15 protein-coding genes are annotated in these 18,485 nt (G+C 51.9%); 5 read left to right on the forward strand and 10 right to left on the reverse strand.

Annotated features, from left to right (window positions below; translation table 11 throughout):
* The first annotated feature begins 109 nt into the window (after positions 1–109).
* The gene (locus ACFSUS_RS09345; RefSeq protein WP_381521837.1) at positions 110–1,132 is read left to right on the forward strand and encodes a transglutaminase-like domain-containing protein; all 1,023 of its coding nucleotides are present in this window, start codon (positions 110–112) and stop codon (positions 1,130–1,132) included.
* Between the two features lie 30 nt (positions 1,133–1,162).
* Here ACFSUS_RS09345 and ACFSUS_RS09350 read toward each other — a convergent pair whose 3' ends face one another.
* Positions 1,163–3,292, reverse strand: a complete 2,130-nt coding sequence (locus ACFSUS_RS09350; RefSeq protein ID WP_381521839.1) for a S9 family peptidase — start codon at positions 3,290–3,292, stop codon at positions 1,163–1,165.
* 151 nt (positions 3,293–3,443) lie between these two features.
* Here ACFSUS_RS09350 and ACFSUS_RS09355 point away from each other — a divergent pair, with 151 nt between their 5' ends.
* A complete protein-coding gene (locus ACFSUS_RS09355; RefSeq protein WP_381521842.1) occupies positions 3,444–4,241 on the forward strand; it encodes a DUF5958 family protein in 798 nt (265 codons plus the stop codon).
* Between the two features lie 290 nt (positions 4,242–4,531).
* On the opposite strand, the gene ACFSUS_RS09360 is transcribed toward ACFSUS_RS09355, so the two are convergent.
* From ACFSUS_RS09360 to ACFSUS_RS09390, 7 genes are all read right to left on the reverse strand, one after another.
* On the reverse strand, positions 4,532–5,755 hold the full coding sequence (locus ACFSUS_RS09360; RefSeq protein WP_381521844.1) for a DUF3179 domain-containing (seleno)protein: 1,224 nt from the start codon (positions 5,753–5,755) through the stop codon (positions 4,532–4,534).
* Positions 5,756–5,779: 24 nt separating this feature from the next.
* The gene (locus ACFSUS_RS09365) at positions 5,780–6,346 is read right to left on the reverse strand and encodes a carboxymuconolactone decarboxylase family protein (RefSeq protein ID WP_381521847.1); all 567 of its coding nucleotides are present in this window, start codon (positions 6,344–6,346) and stop codon (positions 5,780–5,782) included.
* A 226-nt stretch (positions 6,347–6,572) separates the two neighbouring features.
* The gene (locus ACFSUS_RS09370) at positions 6,573–7,139 is read right to left on the reverse strand and encodes a carboxymuconolactone decarboxylase family protein (protein ID WP_381521849.1); all 567 of its coding nucleotides are present in this window, start codon (positions 7,137–7,139) and stop codon (positions 6,573–6,575) included.
* 29 nt (positions 7,140–7,168) lie between these two features.
* Positions 7,169–8,389 (reverse strand): MFS transporter, encoded by a 1,221-nt coding sequence (locus ACFSUS_RS09375; RefSeq protein WP_381521851.1) that lies wholly within the window; start codon positions 8,387–8,389, stop codon positions 7,169–7,171.
* A gap of 17 nt (positions 8,390–8,406) precedes the next feature.
* Positions 8,407–11,205 (reverse strand): TonB-dependent receptor, encoded by a 2,799-nt coding sequence (locus ACFSUS_RS09380; RefSeq protein ID WP_381521853.1) that lies wholly within the window; start codon positions 11,203–11,205, stop codon positions 8,407–8,409.
* Positions 11,206–11,298: 93 nt separating this feature from the next.
* Positions 11,299–11,874: a carboxymuconolactone decarboxylase family protein gene (locus ACFSUS_RS09385; protein ID WP_381521855.1), complete on the reverse strand. Its 576-nt coding sequence runs from the start codon at positions 11,872–11,874 to the stop codon at positions 11,299–11,301.
* Positions 11,875–12,359: 485 nt separating this feature from the next.
* Positions 12,360–12,899 (reverse strand): hypothetical protein, encoded by a 540-nt coding sequence (locus tag ACFSUS_RS09390; protein ID WP_381521857.1) that lies wholly within the window; start codon positions 12,897–12,899, stop codon positions 12,360–12,362.
* Positions 12,900–13,494: 595 nt separating this feature from the next.
* Here ACFSUS_RS09390 and ACFSUS_RS09395 point away from each other — a divergent pair.
* On the forward strand, positions 13,495–13,905 hold the full coding sequence (locus tag ACFSUS_RS09395; protein WP_381521859.1) for a Dabb family protein: 411 nt from the start codon (positions 13,495–13,497) through the stop codon (positions 13,903–13,905).
* Positions 13,906–14,028: 123 nt separating this feature from the next.
* A complete protein-coding gene (locus ACFSUS_RS09400; RefSeq protein WP_381521914.1) occupies positions 14,029–15,090 on the forward strand; it encodes a glycoside hydrolase family 26 protein in 1,062 nt (353 codons plus the stop codon).
* A gap of 47 nt (positions 15,091–15,137) precedes the next feature.
* Here the strand turns inward: ACFSUS_RS09400 and ACFSUS_RS09405 are convergent, their stop codons facing one another.
* Positions 15,138–16,610: an MFS transporter gene (locus ACFSUS_RS09405; protein WP_381521861.1), complete on the reverse strand. Its 1,473-nt coding sequence runs from the start codon at positions 16,608–16,610 to the stop codon at positions 15,138–15,140.
* A 173-nt stretch (positions 16,611–16,783) separates the two neighbouring features.
* On the opposite strand from ACFSUS_RS09405, the gene ACFSUS_RS09410 reads away from it, so the two are divergent.
* A complete protein-coding gene (locus ACFSUS_RS09410) occupies positions 16,784–17,932 on the forward strand; it encodes an acetamidase/formamidase family protein (protein ID WP_381521863.1) in 1,149 nt (382 codons plus the stop codon).
* A 4-nt stretch (positions 17,933–17,936) separates the two neighbouring features.
* Here ACFSUS_RS09410 and ACFSUS_RS09415 read toward each other — a convergent pair whose 3' ends face one another.
* A complete protein-coding gene (locus tag ACFSUS_RS09415) occupies positions 17,937–18,362 on the reverse strand; it encodes a hypothetical protein (RefSeq protein WP_381521865.1) in 426 nt (141 codons plus the stop codon).
* Between the last annotated feature and the right edge of the window lie 123 nt (positions 18,363–18,485).

An 18,485-nucleotide genomic window follows, 5' to 3' on the forward strand; every position in this document is an offset into this window, starting at 1 on the left:
GGTGAATTAAAGTAACCCGGCCAGGCTACAAACAAACGGTTGCTAAAAATAATGAAATCGGAACCATAGCTCTTAAAATCTGGCTTATAGGCTATCAATACTCGACATTATGCAAAGGATCATACGTAAAAATGCCTGGCGTAACCTAATACTAGCCATACTTGCCGGTGCATTCGTTGCGTCCGTGCCGGATCGCCCACGCGAGCGAACGGTTGAGTTTACGTATAAAGCCCTGGTCAACGATATTCCTACAGGAGCGAAGAAGGTGGATCTGTGGATACCTGTGCCACACGACAGCCCATTTCAACGAATCACGAATCTAGTTATCAACTCGCCGTATCCGTACCAGATCGATACGCTGGCCTATGGGAATCGATTGGTGCATATTCGGATCGCTTCTCCTCAAAAAACGAGCTTTACCGTCGATATGCGTTTCACCGCCCTGCGTAAAGAGCACATACAGGAGCGATTACAGGGTAATAACCCGCCTGAAACGGCCAGCTCACAGCCAGATATGAACCGGTGGCTACAACCGGATCGACTGGTACCCATCGACGGGAATGTGAAGCGCTGGGCACAGGACGTAATTGATAAAGCTAACGCCAAAACAGATCTCGAAAAGGCGCGGGCTATTTATAACCATATCATCGCCACCGTCAAATATGACAAGACCGGCACAGGATGGGGTAGGGGCGACATCTATTACGCTTGCGACGTTCGACGGGGTAATTGCAGCGATTTCCACGCCATTTTTATTGGGTATTGCCGGGCCGTTGGCATTCCGGCGCGGTTTGCCATTGGTTTCTCATTGCCCACCGAGCGGCCCGCCGGACAAATTAGCGGGTACCATTGCTGGGCAGAGTTCTACCTCAATGGGGTTGGCTGGGTGCCGATTGATGCATCGGAAGCGGCCAAGAATCCGGCCAAGCGAGAATACTTCTTCGGTGCCCACGACGAAAATCGGATTGAATTTACCATCGGCCGAGATTTGACGCTTTACCCTCAGCAACAGGAACCATTGAATTACTTCATTTATCCATACGTTGAAGCAGACGGCAAGCCGCTTACTACAGTCGATAAAGCGTTCACGTATCAGAATCTGGCTGGCTCTACTGTCAGTAGTAAGAAGTAGCATGATCGTAGCCCGGACCAGCGGTCCAGGCTACTGACGTGGTTTCAGTAATTTTCGTTTAAAAAAATCTGCCGTGGCGTTCCCCATTTTTAGCGCGTTGCCATGTTTCATCCAGTGATGCGTGTCGTCAACGATCACCAGGGTTTCCAGGGGCACACCCTTCTTCTCCAGGCGTTGAACTAAGTCCGTGCTTTGGCTGAAACGCACGTTACGGTCGTCATCGCCGTGAATGATCAGGACAGGCGATGTCCAGCCGTTAACCGCCGAAGCCGGTGACGACGTCCACGCTACGTTGGCGGCTGCCTCTGTATCGGGTGCCTTTTCGACGCGGTTGGCGGCTGGGCTTGCGGTCGCCGTGCGTTGGGCTGTCCAATCGTGTACGCCATGAATGTCGACGCCCGCGGCAAAGAGTTTCGAGTCGTGCGCCAACGCCATCGCCGTCAGGTAGCCGCCGTACGAACCGCCATAAATGCCAATGCTGTTGGCCTGAATCTGTGGTTGCTCGGCCAGCCACAAAGCCGCTGCTTTTACGTCCTGGTACTCTGCCGCTCCGTTGGCTCCTCCTTTAGCCGCCTGATGAAACTCATAGCCATATCCAATCCCCAGGCGGTAATTAACCGACAATATCGCAAAGCCAAGGCTGGCCAAGTATTGATTAAGCGCATAGGAGTTTGCGTAGTAATCGGAGTAGTTCCACCCTAGCAGCATTTGCCGGGGCGGACCGCCGTGGACATATATCAAGGCTGGCTTTTTGGCGGGGCCACCCGCTGGCTCAAACAATTGACCGTGTATGGTAACACCATCGGGTGCCTTAAACGTAACTTGTTTGGGCGTTACAAGCTGACTCTGCGGAAACTGACCAGGAATTAACTCTTGTCCCAGCACTTTAGGTGTGCCTTTACCAAACGCCATGACGGTTGGCAGGGGCGGACGTTGCGCCGTGGCGCTGATCATGGCAACCGTCGCACCATCGCCCGTCACCACTGGCGTCCATTCAAGGCCTGTGCCGGGTGTTAGTACTTCCATAGCGGCTTTGTCGACGGGAACGCGTACCACGTGCCGACGGTCAATGTCGAGTTTGTCAGGTCCCGTGTTACCACTAAACACCAGCCATTTGCGGTCGTGGCTCAGCGTAATGTGCTCGGCCATGAACGGATTGGGGGTAAGTAACAACGGCGTGCCACCCGAGGAGGCCAGCGAGTACAGATGGGGCCAACCGTCCTGATACGAGAGAAACACAATGCGGTCGCCTGCCGCCCAATGCAGGTTGACCCCGCCATGGGTAGTCGGTACGGAACCCGCCAGCGTTTTGGGAGCCTGCCAAATGGAGGACGCTGTTCCTGAGGATACGTCAGCCGTCCAGATGGCCCAGGGCTGATGATGCCGCGTTAGGAGGGAGTCGGGCGCTCCACCCGCTCCGGGCGTACGAACAAACACCAGCTTTTTTCCGTCGGGCGACCAGCGTGGCGAACGGTCCCGCGAGAAAGAAGGGGCAATCCAGGTAATGGGCGTTTCGGCGTTGGTGAACACACCCACAAAGGCATGATCGTCGCGGGTGCAGACAAAAGCGAGCTGAGTGCCATCGGGCGACCATTCGAGCGAGTTGTTCTTGCCCCGTGCGGTGAAAAGCGTTTTAGCCCCAGCCGACCCATTGATCGGTGCCACCCAAACCTGATCGCCCTTAACAAAGGCTACTTTGTCATTTTTAGGTGATAAGGCCGGTTCATCGCCTTCGGCCAGCGCTTTGGCTTCGCCACCCGCAAACGGAACACTCCAGAGCTGTACTTTGGGCGATATGGGAGACGAGGAGGTGTTCACGGCTACTTCGTCGTCCCAGTTTGAGCCGTGATCGCCACCGCGAACGTAAACTACCCATTGGCCATCATTTGATAGCGATAAACTGCTGATCTCCTGGCCATCGTCTTCGTTATAATTCGTGAGCTTTCGAGGGGTAAAGTCAGGGCCTTGTGCCACGTAGACGTTACGTTTCCCCTGCTCGTTGAACACCCAGGCGATGCGTGACCCCTGGGCGGAGCTGGTCAGCTCGGTTGGGAATGGGTAGCTTTTTACCGACTCCAGCGTAAAGGATTGGGCTTGTGCCCGTGTGTAGTGGAGTAAACAGATAATCTGGAACAGTCCAATCAACGTAAATCTTTTCATGAGTGTAGTGTTAGGTTGTAGTCTGAAGGGTATTTACGATATATTTCAAATAACCTATTTTATTCGTTAAAATGGTAGATTAGCAAAAGAAAATTGTGAGTTAGTTTATCGGGGGTATATAGCGATAAAAGGCCTTATAAACGATACATCCATGCGGACAAGGAGCTTAAACGAAGAACTGGCGATCAATCAGTTTGCGCAGGGAGTCCGTTCGGCCGACGATTTACTCACAGAGTTTAGCGAACTGGATGAGGAAAGGCAATGGAAGCGTCTCTTTGATTTGTATCGCCAGGTGCAGCCATTAGCGTTGGTCGAGGCTGACTTTGAGCAGGCACTCGCTGATAGCTCATTAGAGGCTTCCGATACTGCTTATAATTATCTTGATTTTTCGTGGTCGGCAAGGGAAGGAAAGAAGAGAGTACTGTATATAGCTGATCTGAAAGGGGCACTGAACAGTAACCTTGAAAACACGTATAAGCTGCTGCTGTATCTGTTCAGAATCGATTATCAGCGACGATTTGAGCAGGAAAAAGAAAGCCCCAGCAAGTGGTGGTACCAGGATTTGTCGGACAATGAGATTGTACAAGGCATACTGACGCAGTACTGGGCGTTAGTTGATGAGGTATATGCGACTGCCACCTTCCAAAGCGAATTTGCAAGCCTGGCCAAACTGTGGAACGTCCGTGATGCGTGGAAACAGGCCGGACCTCCTCAACCTGATCCTCAGATGCAGACCCGGTTTAACTTCGTCACGTATAATGAGATGCTAAACGAGTCGGATAAATTGATCGGCAACAAGAATTCATACGCTATAGGGGTACTGAGCCACTCGTTAGGGAAGGCACTGTCGATACGTTATAAACTGGATACTGACCAGACTGAGCGATTGATGTTCGACGTAATTGAGAAGCATTTGCAGAACATATACAATCGGGGGTTTTGTGAATAAAGTATCTGCTTTAGCTACAGACTAATGTAGTTGAGCCCTGTTATGCAGGAAGTATTCCTGTACCATTCGAGGAAAACTCGGGTCGATTACCAGGCCCGGAAGTCGCTCAAAACCTTATTGCATCCGACCACGATACCTCAGTGTCAGATTTTGTGGGAAACCCTACATCCCCGCGGGTGAACCGTTTTACAAACTATTCTAGAGGCTACCACCGCCAGAACCGTCGGACAGGGAAGAAGTTCGCTTTCTGTCAAAATCACCTTTGATTAAAAGGCCGAACCTGGTTAAAGTTAGTTTGCCTTGGTTGTATTTGGGTGGAAAGATCGCCATGAGTGCCAAAATTCCTGATGGGCCTGAGGTATTGAGGAGAGCTTCTGCCCTTTCAACGCTCCATCAATGCATTGGCCACGCCAGGTCCAGATAGAGCCGGTTTCCTGGTCGGTCAGCCGACGGTTGGCGTAGTGGAACGTGAGGGTCTTCACGCCCAGGCGTCGGCTCCAGACGCCGAATGAAACGCTATCGGAGGCTAAGGTCAGTAAGATAGGCGCTCCACCCAGTACATCGTTTAGAATACGCTTCTTCTGCAATTGATTCCAGTCATAAGCCTTGGCGAAACCGGCCCGTTCAACACCAATCACCCAGGACTTTGGCTTCCAGGAGGCCGAGTCACGACGGGTTAAAGAACCCTTTGATAAGCCTCGCTCGTAATTTTTCATTCCTTTAAATTCTTCGGCAAAGGTCGAGTCTGCCTGCAAGACACGGGTATTAGGGTATTCCTTTGCCCATTCGCGTAAAGTCATCTGACGAGCCGTTAGCTCCGCGACCGCTTTTCCCCGCAAAGGTCCAATCACAGCTTCGCCAGTTGCCTGCCGCCACCAGGTACCTGTCCGCTTATCTTCGAACATAGCGTTGAAGTGATCCATACCGACTAACCGAAACTCGTCGGCCTGACCGTCTACCAACGGACTAAATACCCGGCCCGTTCGGCAAACGGTACAATACGTAACCATAATTGGCTGTCCCCCGACGGTATCCCGAACCTGATGATGGTAGCCAATCAGTTGAATAGGATAGGCCGTTGCCTGACCTACTGATTCAAAGCCAAGGACGAGCTTATCGAGTGGAATCTGGTTCTGGCTCATCGGCACTACACGCTTATGAATCGGCTGCAAGAACATCTGATCGGCCATCATTTCGCGGTTGATCATGTAGAACACCCCACCATAGATGAGCAGTAGGCCCACAACCACGTACCGATGCCAGGCTCGACTGGGCTTCGCTACTAACTGATAAGCTGGGTAAACCAAAATCAGTAAACCAATTATCCTCAGCCAGCCTGCGTTATGGTGCAGCCAGTACGCCAGCTTAACACGGCCCAGCCCCGACGATTCAGGTTCATTCAGCCCAAGCTGACTGCCTGGAAAGGGCATGATGAAATAGACACGGGCACTTTCCAGCAGAACAAGCAGGAGAAGCACGCCCACAAAAAGCCAGATTCTGGAGGCTCGATTCATATTCTTGAAATTATTGTAACCAAGTTATTGAGGGTCAGCAGCCGCATAACCATTGGCAACAACACCAATGGCTCGGTTGCGGTAAAAATCAGGATTGTTGACAGGGGCTGTCGTGGCCAGCCCATCGACATAGCGGTTAAACAGGCAGAAGGCCGCGGCAATCAGGACGGTGTCGTGAATATCCCGGTCGGTTGCTCCTTGCAGGCGGGCGGCCTCAACCTGCTCCGTCGTGACGTATTTACCACCTTGTTGCACGCTCGCTGCAATGGTGAGCAATGCTTTTAGCTTATCCGAAATGGCTGCGGTTTGGTAATCACATTTAACGGATTCAACCAGGGTCCACTCTGTATCGCCTAAGTGATGGCTGGCAACGGCACCATGAATGGTTTGGCAGAAATAGCAATCATTTCGGGCCGATACATAGGTGGCGATTAACTCGCGCTCCCCTTCGTTAAGGGTTGAGTCGGGATGATGAGCATTGGCCCGGAGTAACACATTGGCTAAGTCATTGAGTGGACGAGCCGTTTCGGGACTAAACGTCATGGGGCCACGGATGCCGTGAATACCCGGTATTAAGTCAATATGTGGCATACAAGCTAAAGAGGTTTACGGTCAGTTTGCTGAATGTCTCGGCTGACAACTGCCAGCCGAGAACACAAACTACTAACCTATGATTTAATGAATTACTTTTTCGAGTTCATTGAATTGATCCGGTCCTCAATCGCATGGCGTATCCGCAAGCGCTCATCGTAGCATAAACCAGCGATAAACCAGTTGGTAGCATTGCCAGGAGTCAGGCCCATACGACTCTTACCATTTAGGAGGAAATAGGAGTGGGTGCGGGCAATACGTAGCCCATTGAGCCCATCCGTTCGCCCATCGCTTCGTAGGCCGCTGGGTCAGTTGGGGTCAGCGTGGCTAGCCCGTCAACATAGCGGTTATACATACAGAAAGCGGCCGCAATTAAGACAGTATCGTGAATGTCGCCATCGGTAGCGCCTTCGGCGCGGGCCAGGGATACATCCTGGTCAGATACCTTCCGGGCATCCTGTACAACTCGCTCGGCGATTGTAAGCAAAGCCCGCAACTTGGGCGAAACGGAGGTCGTGTACGGGTCGGCCAGTACCTGATCGACCAGGTTTCGTTCCTCGCCGAATAAATAGCGGGCTGCAGCCGCATGCGAGTTCATACAGAAACGCGTGCAGTTTTTGCTGGACACAAAGGTTGCCATTAACTCCCGTTGTGCATCCGTGAGGGTGCTATCGGGAGAGCCAGCACGAAGCAACGCCTGGGCTAGCTCGTATAAAGGCTTGCCGGTTTGTGGCCGGTAGAGAGCGAGGCTGCGGATACCCGGAGCGTCGTTGTTGAGTTGAATGTGTGCCATTTTTAAAGAATAAGTAAGAGTATATAGTGCTATTGAGCAGCGGCTGCTGAGCGAATCCGTAGGTAGACCCCCAGAAAGGCAACCAGAAACGCGCTTGAAAACACCAGTAGTGCATTCCCGAACCCGCCCAGGCTGGTAACCATCGTACCCACGAAGAATACCGCAGTAGCCGTGAAAAAACGTCCTACGTTGAAGCTGATACCCGTTGCCGTGGCGCGAATACGAGCCGGAAACAGAGCCGGAATAATGCTCGATAACGCGCCCTGACTAATGCCGAAGAATAAAGACACAAGCATGGTTTCGGCATAGATCACGGGCGAGAAACTGCGGTTTGTTAAAAACAACAGCGCGCAACCACCCGCGCAACCGGCGAATGTCACGAGCAGGGTTCGACGTGTACCAAGCCGGTTGAGTAAAAAGCCCGACAACAGGCCACCGCCAATACCTCCCACACCCAGCAGCATCATGGTTAACCCGCGTTCGCGTCCCCCCGATTGACCGACCGGCAGTAACGACTGCACCCAGGTTGGAATCCAGGAGAAGGTGCCCCATAAGCCAATCAGCACCGCGCCAAAGACGAGCACGCCCGTCAGCAGGTTCGTTTTATCGGTTGGTGTCCAGGCCGTTTCGCTTTGGTGTCGGTTCCGCGTCCAATGGGTCGACTCCGGCAGGACCGCCAGCATAATCGCAGCGATAAAAAGGGGAATCAGTCCCAGCCAGAAAGCCTGTCGCCAGGGCACTAATCCCGCATTCAGTCCGCCCGTTGCCACAATGCCAACGGGAAACATAACCGCCAGTACGCCTAAGACAACCGCCCGGCTCTGACTGGGCCATATTTCAGACAGATAAACGGTGGTGAGCAGCAACACACCGCCAACGCCCATTCCCGTTACGAACCGGCATACGAGCAGTAGTGGCCAGTTTGGTACAACTACCGTTACGAGCATGCCTCCGCCGTACAGCGCCGTAACAAAAGCGACGGCTCGCGCCCGGCCTATACGATCGCCCACCACGCCGAATACCAGACCGCCGATCATCCAGCCGTACAGGAACGCTGCGCTGACATAAGCGCTAACATCACTGATCTGCTCCGGACTAGCCAACTGGCCCACCAGTTCGGGTACGGCAACGGGTAAGAAGGTTGCCATCAGCGTTGAGGCTGTTCCGCCTAGCATATATGAGACCGCGCATAGCCCAAAGGCAAACCAATGGCTCGTAATCGTTTCAGGTTTTGTTTGAATAGCTTCCATGTGAGTTAAATCTGTGTCTAATGCCGCCACCGTAAATGCTGATCGAATACCAGGGAGACGTAGTAAAGCCCACCCACGGCCGGAGATCCGTAGGCCTGTACGATGTACTGATTGGTCAGGTTGGAAGCGCCTAGTTTCAGTACCGTCTTTAAGGCTGGCATCCGGTAATTGACCTGTGCATCGAGCAAATGATAAGCCGGTACACGACCCGGAATCAGGGCGTTGAACGAGCCAACCCAATCGAAGCTTTCCTGCCAGTGCCAGGCTAGGTTGAAGCCGAGATTAGGAGCGATGTTGCGGTGACCTAGCGTTACATTGGTCTTGAAACGGGGTGTATTAAAAGCTGCCACGTTATTGGGGTCGGCATTCCGAATGTTAAAGGCCGACCAGGTTCCGTTCGCGCCGAGTTGATAGCCGCCCGATGTGCGGTAGGTCAGCCCGAGCGTAGCCCCTTGCGCGGACACCTTATCGGGCGCGTTCGTGTAGAGCTGAAAGGCTTGCACGCGACTATTCAGGATGTCCTGAGCTGCGGCCGGGTTAGGCTTACCATCTGTGCCTAACACCGGACTGTTGGGACGCAGAACCACCGTGTTCAGAATGAAGTTAGTGTATACGCCGTAGTAGTAGTTGGCATCGACCGATAAGTTACTGGTCAGCAAACCCCGGTAGCCTACCTCGGCGCTATTCACTCGTTCGGGGGCGATATAAGGCACATTTGACTTCTGGAGTTTGTCTTTGTTATTGGCTAGTGCCTGTTGGGGGCCAACCTTGTTCACCTCGGCTCCAAAGCCCGCGCCGAAGCTGTTAACGCTAGCTGCCGTGTAGGAATTTTCGTACACATTCATACCAGCGCTGTTACTGGGAGCCCCACCCAATATGGTAATCGGGCCAACGTTTAACTTAATGAATTGATCGGAAGGGGTCGGGTTCCGGAAGCCGGTCTGGTAGCTGGCCCGAAAGTGGTGCCGATCGGTAGCGGAGAAAACGGCCGACGCTCGGGGAGTGAAATACCCGGCAAAATTCTGGTTTTTGTCGTACCGGCCCGATACAGTCAGCTTCAGGCGATCGGCCAGCAAGGGCTTGCTTATCTGAGCAAAGGTACCGTATTCATGATAGCCAATGCGTCCTCCCTTATCGTCGAAAAGGGTTCCGTTCGTAAACAGGCTATACTGCCGGAAATTACCCCCTACCAGTACTTCCGCAGCGTTCTTAAAGGCCGAGGTCAGGTTGTACTGTCCATCGGCGTGCCACATGCTGGTCTGGCTCAGGATACCGGCTCCATTTAGCCCCTGAATGCCAGTTAACCGTTGCTTTTGCGTGTCAAACTCGGCAGAGCCTGGTAATAATCGGCCCTGATCCGCAAACGAACGGGCGGCTGTATGGTCATTTGCCGGTATAGTCGGAATTTGGCCACCATATGCAGCGGCATAGCGATCAAACCAGGTTTGGTCGGCCTTATCGGGACTGACCACATTGCCCGCTAAATCACGCACCCAGGTTCGGTTAATCTGCTGACCGAGCGAACGGGTATTGTACGAATCGTGCGAATCTTCGGCATTGCTGTACCAACGCACAAAAAAATGGCTCCCCCGAAGTTCGAGCCGGTGTTGCATGAGCGAGAACCCGTTGACGGAAAAGCGATTCGAGCCCGTGTAATTAGCTGTCCCTTTCGCATAATTCACGGCATAAATCGCTTCAAGTTTAGGCGTAATCCGGTAATGAAGGGCGCTATTTAACTTCAGACTGTAGACGTTGTAGTCGGTCAGGTATCGTTCCAGATAGCCCGTGCGTGACACCTGGCCTATGCCCGGCAGCGTTCTGACAACTTCATCGCCGTAGCTATTCAGTGCATTAGCCGCCGGATTTTTTAACCCGCGCTGATCAGCCGGGGTTGTCTGGTTCACATCGGTGTAATCCGTTGCAAACCAGTCCAACCCATACATATACGAGGCATTCAGTTTGAAAGCAAACCGATTTCTGAAGGCTTTCGCGTAGCGAATCGCGTGATCGTTATACAGGGCGGGGCTGGTGTTCGGATCGCTTACGTGGTTGACGCCTACTTTCGCCTGAACACTCAAGCCCTGATAGGTAAAGGGGTCTTTGCTCGTCATGAGCAGGGCTCCGTTAAAAGCCGCGGGTCCGTATAAAGCCGAAGCGGCACCCGGCACAAGCTCGACGCTTTCGGCGTCTAAATCGCTCAGGCCGAACATATTGCCAACGGAGAAGCCAAAGCCGGCGGGTTGGTTATCAACCCCATCGATGAGTTGCAGAAAACGGCTATTTCCTGTACTGGCGAAGCCGCGGGTGTTAATCTGGCGGTACGTTAGTCCGCTGGTCACCATATCTACCCCTTTGAGGTTGTTAATGCCTTCGTAGAACGTAGCCGAAGGGGTTTCCCGAATGGTACGGGCATCCATTTTTTCGATGGTGACCGGAGCGCGAACGAGCCGTTCCTCCACGCGCGAGGCTCCTACCACTACCTCTTGTAGGTCGCTACTGGCTGGTCTGAGCTCAACAAGGATAGGTTTGTCGGTAGCCGTTACGACGACTGTCTGCGGCTCATACCCCAGCATAGAAATTCTCAGTTTCAGGGTACCTGTCGACTTTGTCGTAATGGTAAAAGCTCCAGATGCACTCGAAACGGTACCCGTTAGCTGGCCATCCACCCGGATGCCTGCTCCCGCCAAGGGAGTCTTACTAATCGGGTCAAGAACCGATCCGGTTACGGTTTTCGATTGAGCTAGGGCGGTCGTGCTGATGAGCCAAACAAAGGCCCATCCCCACGCCAAAAGCAGAGTCCATGTATTCGTTTTCACGATTGTTTCTAAGTAAAGTTTTGACATGCCCAGCCCGTGCCGTTCTACATCAACGATCAGAGCTACAGCGGGACAGGCAGATTTGTAGTAAGGTTACTCCTGCGTATCCACCGATAATGGAGGAGGATAGCCACCCGGTGGGCGGTTATAGCCCCGGTGCACGATGCGGTCACCGAGTACGTCGTAATAGGACGCATCAGTAGGCGTTACGGTGGCCAGCCCATCAACATACTTGTTGTACAGACAGAACAAGGCGGCAATCAGTACCGTGTCGTGAATCTCCAGGTCCGTAGCGCCTGCATTACGGGCCCGGGCAACCGCGTCTTGGGTAACGGCGCTCCCTGACTGCTGGGTGAGTGCCGCAATCTGAAGCAAGGCTTTCATCTTGTCGCTAACGGGGGCCGTTTCGATGTCGGTTTGCACGGCGCGAGCTGTCTCCGACTCACCCAGGAGTATGTTGGCTGCTTTTGTATGAGCCGCCGTACAAAAGCTTGTGCAGTTGCGGGAGGAAACTAAAGCCGCCATTAATTCACGCTCGGCCTGGCTTAAGGTAGACTCACCTCTAAGCAATAACTGAGTTAATTCCCGAATCGGCATAGCCGTATCGAGTCGATATTCAAGAAGGCCGGTAATACCCGGCAAATGTTCAGACAATGGAATATGAGGCATGATTAAGCGAGTTTTGGTATTACGATGTAAGTGGTCGTAAGCGCATACGCAGACGTGTGTACCCGGAGGTACAACTCGTCGCAACTCGTGCATCACCCGCTGTTTCAATACGTCAACATTATTCCAACATTGCTGAACGAGTGGCCTTCTCCTGTCGGCAAGCACCAACTTGCCCATAAATCTATAGAGGCAACATGCGGCTGGCGCTGGCAGAGAACTGCCAACCAAGGGTAAGAACACAAAGCCTACACTCTTATGCCGGTTGAATGGACAACCCAGAAACTGTTGGAAACAGCAGATAATCAATCAATACGTTATCGATTGTCTACTCGCGTTAAGTAAGATGACGTTGAAGCCAGCGGGGAATTGGTTTGCCTATCGATGAGCTGCCTACCCAGGTGGTATGGACTGGCAAAACGGTATACAGTATACCTATGGACAGGCCGTTAGGTCCAACTTTTCGCGGGCAAACCAAAGAGAGTACCTCAGATTTCGGGCGGGGGCGAATAAACTGGTAAGGCCCGGTGTAACAGAAAGGAAAGCAGATGGGGAATTCGTACCGCGTTGCGCCAGCTAGGGGACATGAAACGGAACACGGTCCGGGCGTTGGGCGAGTATTCTTTGAGGAGAAATTTTAGAAACTGATTGGCTTTCTTGCCCGTATCGGTCGCTCCGGCAACGTGATGATTTAAGAATGAAAGCAGGTCTTCCTGCCAGAAGGAGCGATTCTCTGATTCCAGGGCAGCAATGTGAAGGCCGTTGCCCCGAAGCTCCAGACTAACTACGTTGTAATACCGGCCTTTATATACGAAGCCATCATCCGTCGTACGGGTTATTTCTTTTATATCCGATGTACCCGTCAGTGGAATCTCAAACTCAACAAGGCTGTCAACTGATCGATAAATCCTGAGTCGTTCTGATAGGTCATGCTCGGCTTGCCACCATGACCCCACAAACACGAGCACATAGGCCAGCGTGTGGTATAGCAGCAAAGCAAAGAGACCGATAGAAACGACTTTCTTCACGTTCGGTTAAATTTTTTCCAAATATAGTATAAGAGATGTTAATTCGAAGTAACTCATTAACTAGCACAAAATTTAGGCCAATTAGCACATATTATATGAACCTGATGCTGGTCATGAGATCCGGGCAAATTTTATTACGGATGATGAGATCCTAATCGAGTCGGCTAAAGGATATAGCGACAGAAACTTGTCCGCCATAGAATCCTATGGCGCTCTCTGATGAAAGCCCTTTCGATACGTTACAAAACAGATGCTGACCAGGTGATGAGGCTGATATCCGCGACGAAATTGAAAAACATTTGCAGAGCACATACAACTGGAGCTTTTAGGCTGAACAGCCTTTTCTCAGCGTCTTGCCCGTGAGCTACCTCGAGCCTATTCAATAACGATTTTCATTCAGCTTATGGCTTCGTACTCTTTTAATAGAGTCAAATACAGTATAGGTAATAAGACAAATACGATTAATGTAGTACTATTTTATCCAACTTTCGTTCTTTCGGGCGTAGACGAGGGCTAGATTTGCTTGACGGCGAACTGTTAACCATTTTTGCTTTTGCAGGGCGTTAGGTCCCGTCTCTTAAGAACCAAACATCGTATGAACGAGCAATCACGAAGAGCATTTGTCAAAAATAGTGTCGCAGCAAGCGTAGGATTAGGATTACCTTCAACGGCTTTACCAGAAACAGCCGCTAAAGAGCTGTTTGTCCACCACGTTCTTTTTTACCTGAAAAATAAAGGTAACGAGGCCGACAAGGCTAAGTTGCTGGAGGGGTTGAACAAACTGGCCAAAGTACCTACTATCAAAATGGTACATATTGGCACACCAGCGGCCACCAACCGCGAAGTGATTAACCGGGATTACACCTTTTCGTGGCTGTGTTTCTTTAATAGTCCCGCCGATGAGGAAGCGTATCAGAAGCACCCCATCCACGATGAGTTTCGGAATAACTATGCGTCGTTGTGGGAGAAAGTGGTCATTTATGATTCCATTGGCCCTCAGCGATAAAGAAGCGTGAAACCAGCACAAGAACTAACCACTCATCGTTTACACATGAACAAAATTTGCTTACTAGTCGGACTGTGGTTGGGCGTGTCGGCCGTTGGTTACGCCAAAAGCCCACGAAAAAGAATGGCCGACCCAAAGGCGACTAAAGAAACCGTTGCCTTGTTTCAGAATCTGGACAAACTGGCCAAAAAACACATTCTGTTTGGTCACCAGCACGCCACCGAATATGGCCATGGCTGGACGGGTGAGCCAAACCGGTCGGATGTTAAGTCGGTCTGTGGTTCCAATCCTGCCGTTATTGGGGTTGATTTCAGCGGTTTGTCGGGGCGTCCTAAAGAGTCGATTGAGCGAACGAAAGAATCGCTTCGTAAGCAAATCGTTGATACGTACGATCGGGGTGGTGTAACAACGGCTGCCTGGCATTTTTCAAACCCGGCCTCGGGCGGAGGATTCTATTGGCGAGATTCGGTGTCGGCACCGGCGGTAGCGTTGTTGATTCCGGGCGGTTCACACCACGAAAAGTACAAGGAGATTCTGCGCACGGTCGGTGACCTGGCCAAGTCCGTAAAAGGTAAAGATGGTAAGCTGGCTCCTCTGATTTTTCGACCGTATCATGAGTTCGACGGTGGCTGGTTCTGGTGGGGAAAACCGCATTGCAAACGCGAGGATTTTATTTCGCTGTGGCGCTTCACCGTCTCTTACTTACGCGACAGTCTGGAGGTGCATAACTTTCTGTACGCGTTCTCGCCCGACTGCACATTCAAATCCGAAGCCGATTACCTCGAACGGTATCCTGGTGATGAGTGGGTGGACATGGTCGGTGTCGACAACTACGCTGATTTTGGTCGGGACGGCCGCTATAACCTCGAAGCGGGTATCAGAAAGCTAAAAATCGTTTCTGACTACGCCCGGAAGTCGGGTAAACTGGCGGCTTTCACCGAAACCGGGCTGGAGTCGATTCCGAATCCTACGTGGTGGACGGCTACGTTGCTGAAAGCATTACGGTCGCAGGATATGCGATTGACTTACGTGCTGGTCTGGCGAAATGATGCCCGCAGCCCTACGCATTATTATGCCCCTTACCCTGGCCATTCCAGCGTTCCTGATTTTCTCCAGTTTTATCAGGACCCATACACCTTGTTTGAAACCGACCTGCGCAACGTATATCGGAAAAAGCTGCTGTAGTTATCGTAGCTCTAACACCGTAACGACAGACCAGCCCGAGCTACAAATCAGCTAGCTACGCTGGAAACCGAACCTTCGGGAAAATTGGTTTGTGCTGAGTTGCCGCTTGTTGTACCACGAGTCAATGAAATTAAGGCCCCCAGCAACACCAGTCCAGTCATTACCAGGTAGGCGTAATGCATGCCAAGAATCTGGGCGGGTGTTGCTTCGGGCGCTACGTTATTCGCCAGCGCGTAGCGGTTGCGGGTGCTGTACCAAACGGCTGCCGCCAGGGCAATGCCTACCACAAACCCCAGGTTGCGCATGAAGGCAATCATACTGCTGGCAATACCTCGCTCCGATAGGGGCGCTGCATTCAGCGCGCTGCTGCTATTAGGGGACTGAAATAAGCCAAAGCCCAAACTGACGAGCGAGCTGCGCCATACGACATCATGCCAATCCCAATCAGCCTGAAGCATCGAGAAGGCGAAGTAGCCCGAAGCTGTGATGAGCAACCCGGCGCTGGAAATCCAGCGGGCGCTGATTTTGTCAGATAAATAACCGCCTAATGGGGCCACTACACTCAAGGTAAGAGGGCCTGCCAATAAGACCAGTCCGGCGGTGGCAGGCGGTAATCCCAGCAGTTGCTGAAGAAAGAAAGGCATAACGAAAATATTAGATCCCGACGCCACAAAGCCGCAGAAGGCCGCCAGAATAGCCGCGGTATACGGCCGAATCGTAAACAACCCCAGCTTTAGCATCGGTTCTTTCTGACGCAACTCCCATAGTAAAAACGCTACCAGCAGTAGCACACCAGTTGATAATAAGCCAATTACTAATGAGTTATCCCAGCCGTAGCGCGGCTCAGGGCCAAAGTCAAGTCCCGTCAGCAGAGACGTAACGCCGAGCAGAAACAGCCCTGCCCCAACGATATCGAAACGTTGGCCGATCACTTTGCGGCTTGGTGGCAGAATGGTGGCGGCACGCCATATAGCAATTAAGCCGATGGGAACGTTGACGAAGAAAATGCTCGACCAGCCAAACTGACCCAGCAGCAGACCGCCAATGACCGGACCCGCACTAGAACCGGCGGCCACCACCGAACCTGTCAGCCCAAGTGCTCGCCCACGCTCCTGCGGAGAAAAAGCATCACTCACAATGGCGGGGCCAATGGCGAAGATCATGGACGCTCCCAGTCCCTGAATGATCCGAAAGCCGACGAGTGCCCAGATGTTTTGCGCTAATCCGCACAGCAGCGAGCCCAGCACAAAAACAGAAAAGCCCGTGATGTACATCTCCCGACGACCTAACCAGTCCGACAGTTTACCCATGATGAGCAGTGTACTCGTAGTTGTGAGCAGATAGCTCAGAATGATCCATTCGACACTGTCGCCGGCTCCAAGTTCCCGGCGAATTGTGGGTAGAGCAATATTAACGATACTGCTGTCGAGCGTTGACATAAAGGTACCCGTAACAACGGTACTCAAAATCATCCATTTATTGGACGCTGACGATTCAATAGGAGCTGCTGATGAAGACACAAGTAAAATTGGTTGACCCTCGGACGTAACCTGCCCATGGATAGAGTTGTTTGGTGGGGCATCTTGCCCAATAGGCCTTACAATTAGCTCCTTGGTGACTTAGTGCCGTAGACAGAATGTGGCTGTTTATTTTTTATCTTGCTAAGCGTGTCAAACTACGTGTTAACAACCTGATGAAAACATCTCGACGCAACTTTTTACATAGAACTACCCAAAGCGGTCTGGCAGCTCTATCGTTAGGTGGTATTACTACCAACGCTTCTCAATTGATGGCGAGTCCCTTGCCCGGCAATGAGCCAACGGGCGCACCACCGTTACGTATAAAGCCCGACCATGTTGTACGATCCTTACCCGAATATATGGTCTGGGGGTATTTTGGCGCCGATGTGCCACCCGTGTACAAAGTGAAAGACGGCGATGTTGTGGAGATTCAAACCGTAAATCCATCGGGTGTCAGCCGAACTAATCCTGAAGAGTTTTACACCAAAAATAACCTGCCGATTGATGCTCACGCACAGGAAGTGATCGCCATTATGAAAAACGTAAAACCCGAGCCATCGGGCATTCGCGGGCATATGCTGACGGGACCTGTCTATATCGAAGGCGCACAACCCGGTGATACGCTGGAGATTCGTATTCTTGATTTGACCTTTCCGGCTGGTTTTGGCGTCAACAGCGTGTGGCCTGGCGGAGGGGGTATTCCTGACGCCGTTACAACCCGCGAAACGTTCGTTTATCGGTATGATGCCAAACGCAAAACGGCGTCGTTAAAAGAGGGTGTCGACATCCCTTTGAAGCCGTTTATGGGTGTCATGGCCTTGTCTCCTCCGGCCGAAACGGGTCGCGTCAGTTCCATTCCACCCGCGTTCTTCGGGGGTAATCTCGACATCAAGCACCTTACTAAAGGCACGACGCTGTTCTTGCCAGTATCAGTGCCGGGAGGTTTGTTTACAACTGGTGATGGGCACGGTGCCCAAGGTAATGGCGAAGTCAGTGGAGTAGCGATTGAAACGGCGCTCACGCTCACTACTAAGTTCATTGTTCACAAAGGAAAACTGCTAAAGCAGCCCCGGGCCGAAACGCCCACACACTTTATTGCCGTTGGCCTGGACAAAGACTTAAACAAAGCCATGAAAAATGCCCTTTCTGAAGCGGTTAACTTCATTAAAGATGAGCTGGGGTTTACCTTCAACGAAGCCCTGTCAATAGCCAGCACGGGCGTCGATTTTGAAGTGAGCCAGGTTGTCGATCAGACGCTGGGCGTTCACGCGATGATTCCGAAAGCCATCTTTACAAAGAAGAAATTTGACTTCTGGACGTAGCGGACTATTTACTAACTACCTGCACGATGTATGTTTTCCGGGCTTGTCCATTGCCCTGGTCATTGGCTTGCTTCTCCGAAAAAATGACATTGGCGGTGCCTATCGTGATGCCTTTTAGCTGGAAAGTAGTAGGAGCGGGATTCGTACGTTTGAGCGTGTCAACGGCGGGAGCCAGCTGTTGCCGGGATACTTCCACAACTTCCTGATTGTCGGAAGTTCCGATAAGCTCTACTGCATTATCGCCCCGCCCCGACATGCTAATCTCTTTGATTTCGCCGACTGTAAGGCGAATGCGTTGTTTTCTGCCCAACGATTTGTCAGTGCTGCATGCTCCAATAGTAATTGGGACAATCAGCCAAATGCAAACCTGCCTGACGTATTTAAGATGGACCAGAGTGGACCGGGTTGTCTTACCAAATAGTGCTGTCATGCAGCTATAACTCAGCCACCCCGCCAACGGTTTGTTGTATATAATAACTCTTGTGACCTGAATGCGAAGAGCAGCTATCAGATTAGTCAACCTATGCCCGAGATGAGCGCTTTGGCGATGATT

The organism is Spirosoma soli (genome assembly GCF_042684525.1).
In the GTDB taxonomy this organism is placed as follows: domain Bacteria; phylum Bacteroidota; class Bacteroidia; order Cytophagales; family Spirosomataceae; genus Spirosoma; species Spirosoma soli.

Bases quoted from the DNA above. Each gene is read 5' to 3' on its own strand.
- ACFSUS_RS09410 (WP_381521863.1), top strand. From the start codon at position 16,784: ATGAAAACATCTCGACGCAACTTTTTACATAGAACTACCCAAAGCGGT.
- ACFSUS_RS09415 (WP_381521865.1), bottom strand. From the start codon at position 18,362: ATGACAGCACTATTTGGTAAGACAACCCGGTCCACTCTGGTCCATCTT.
- ACFSUS_RS09345 (WP_381521837.1), top strand. From the start codon at position 110: ATGCAAAGGATCATACGTAAAAATGCCTGGCGTAACCTAATACTAGCC.
- ACFSUS_RS09370 (WP_381521849.1), bottom strand. From the start codon at position 7,139: ATGGCACACATTCAACTCAACAACGACGCTCCGGGTATCCGCAGCCTC.
- ACFSUS_RS09395 (WP_381521859.1), top strand. From the start codon at position 13,495: ATGAACGAGCAATCACGAAGAGCATTTGTCAAAAATAGTGTCGCAGCA.
- ACFSUS_RS09350 (WP_381521839.1), bottom strand. From the start codon at position 3,292: ATGAAAAGATTTACGTTGATTGGACTGTTCCAGATTATCTGTTTACTC.
- ACFSUS_RS09400 (WP_381521914.1), top strand. From the start codon at position 14,029: ATGGCCGACCCAAAGGCGACTAAAGAAACCGTTGCCTTGTTTCAGAAT.
- ACFSUS_RS09385 (WP_381521855.1), bottom strand. From the start codon at position 11,874: ATGCCTCATATTCCATTGTCTGAACATTTGCCGGGTATTACCGGCCTT.
- ACFSUS_RS09360 (WP_381521844.1), bottom strand. From the start codon at position 5,755: ATGAATCGAGCCTCCAGAATCTGGCTTTTTGTGGGCGTGCTTCTCCTG.
- ACFSUS_RS09355 (WP_381521842.1), top strand. From the start codon at position 3,444: ATGCGGACAAGGAGCTTAAACGAAGAACTGGCGATCAATCAGTTTGCG.
- ACFSUS_RS09375 (WP_381521851.1), bottom strand. From the start codon at position 8,389: ATGGAAGCTATTCAAACAAAACCTGAAACGATTACGAGCCATTGGTTT.
- ACFSUS_RS09365 (WP_381521847.1), bottom strand. From the start codon at position 6,346: ATGCCACATATTGACTTAATACCGGGTATTCACGGCATCCGTGGCCCC.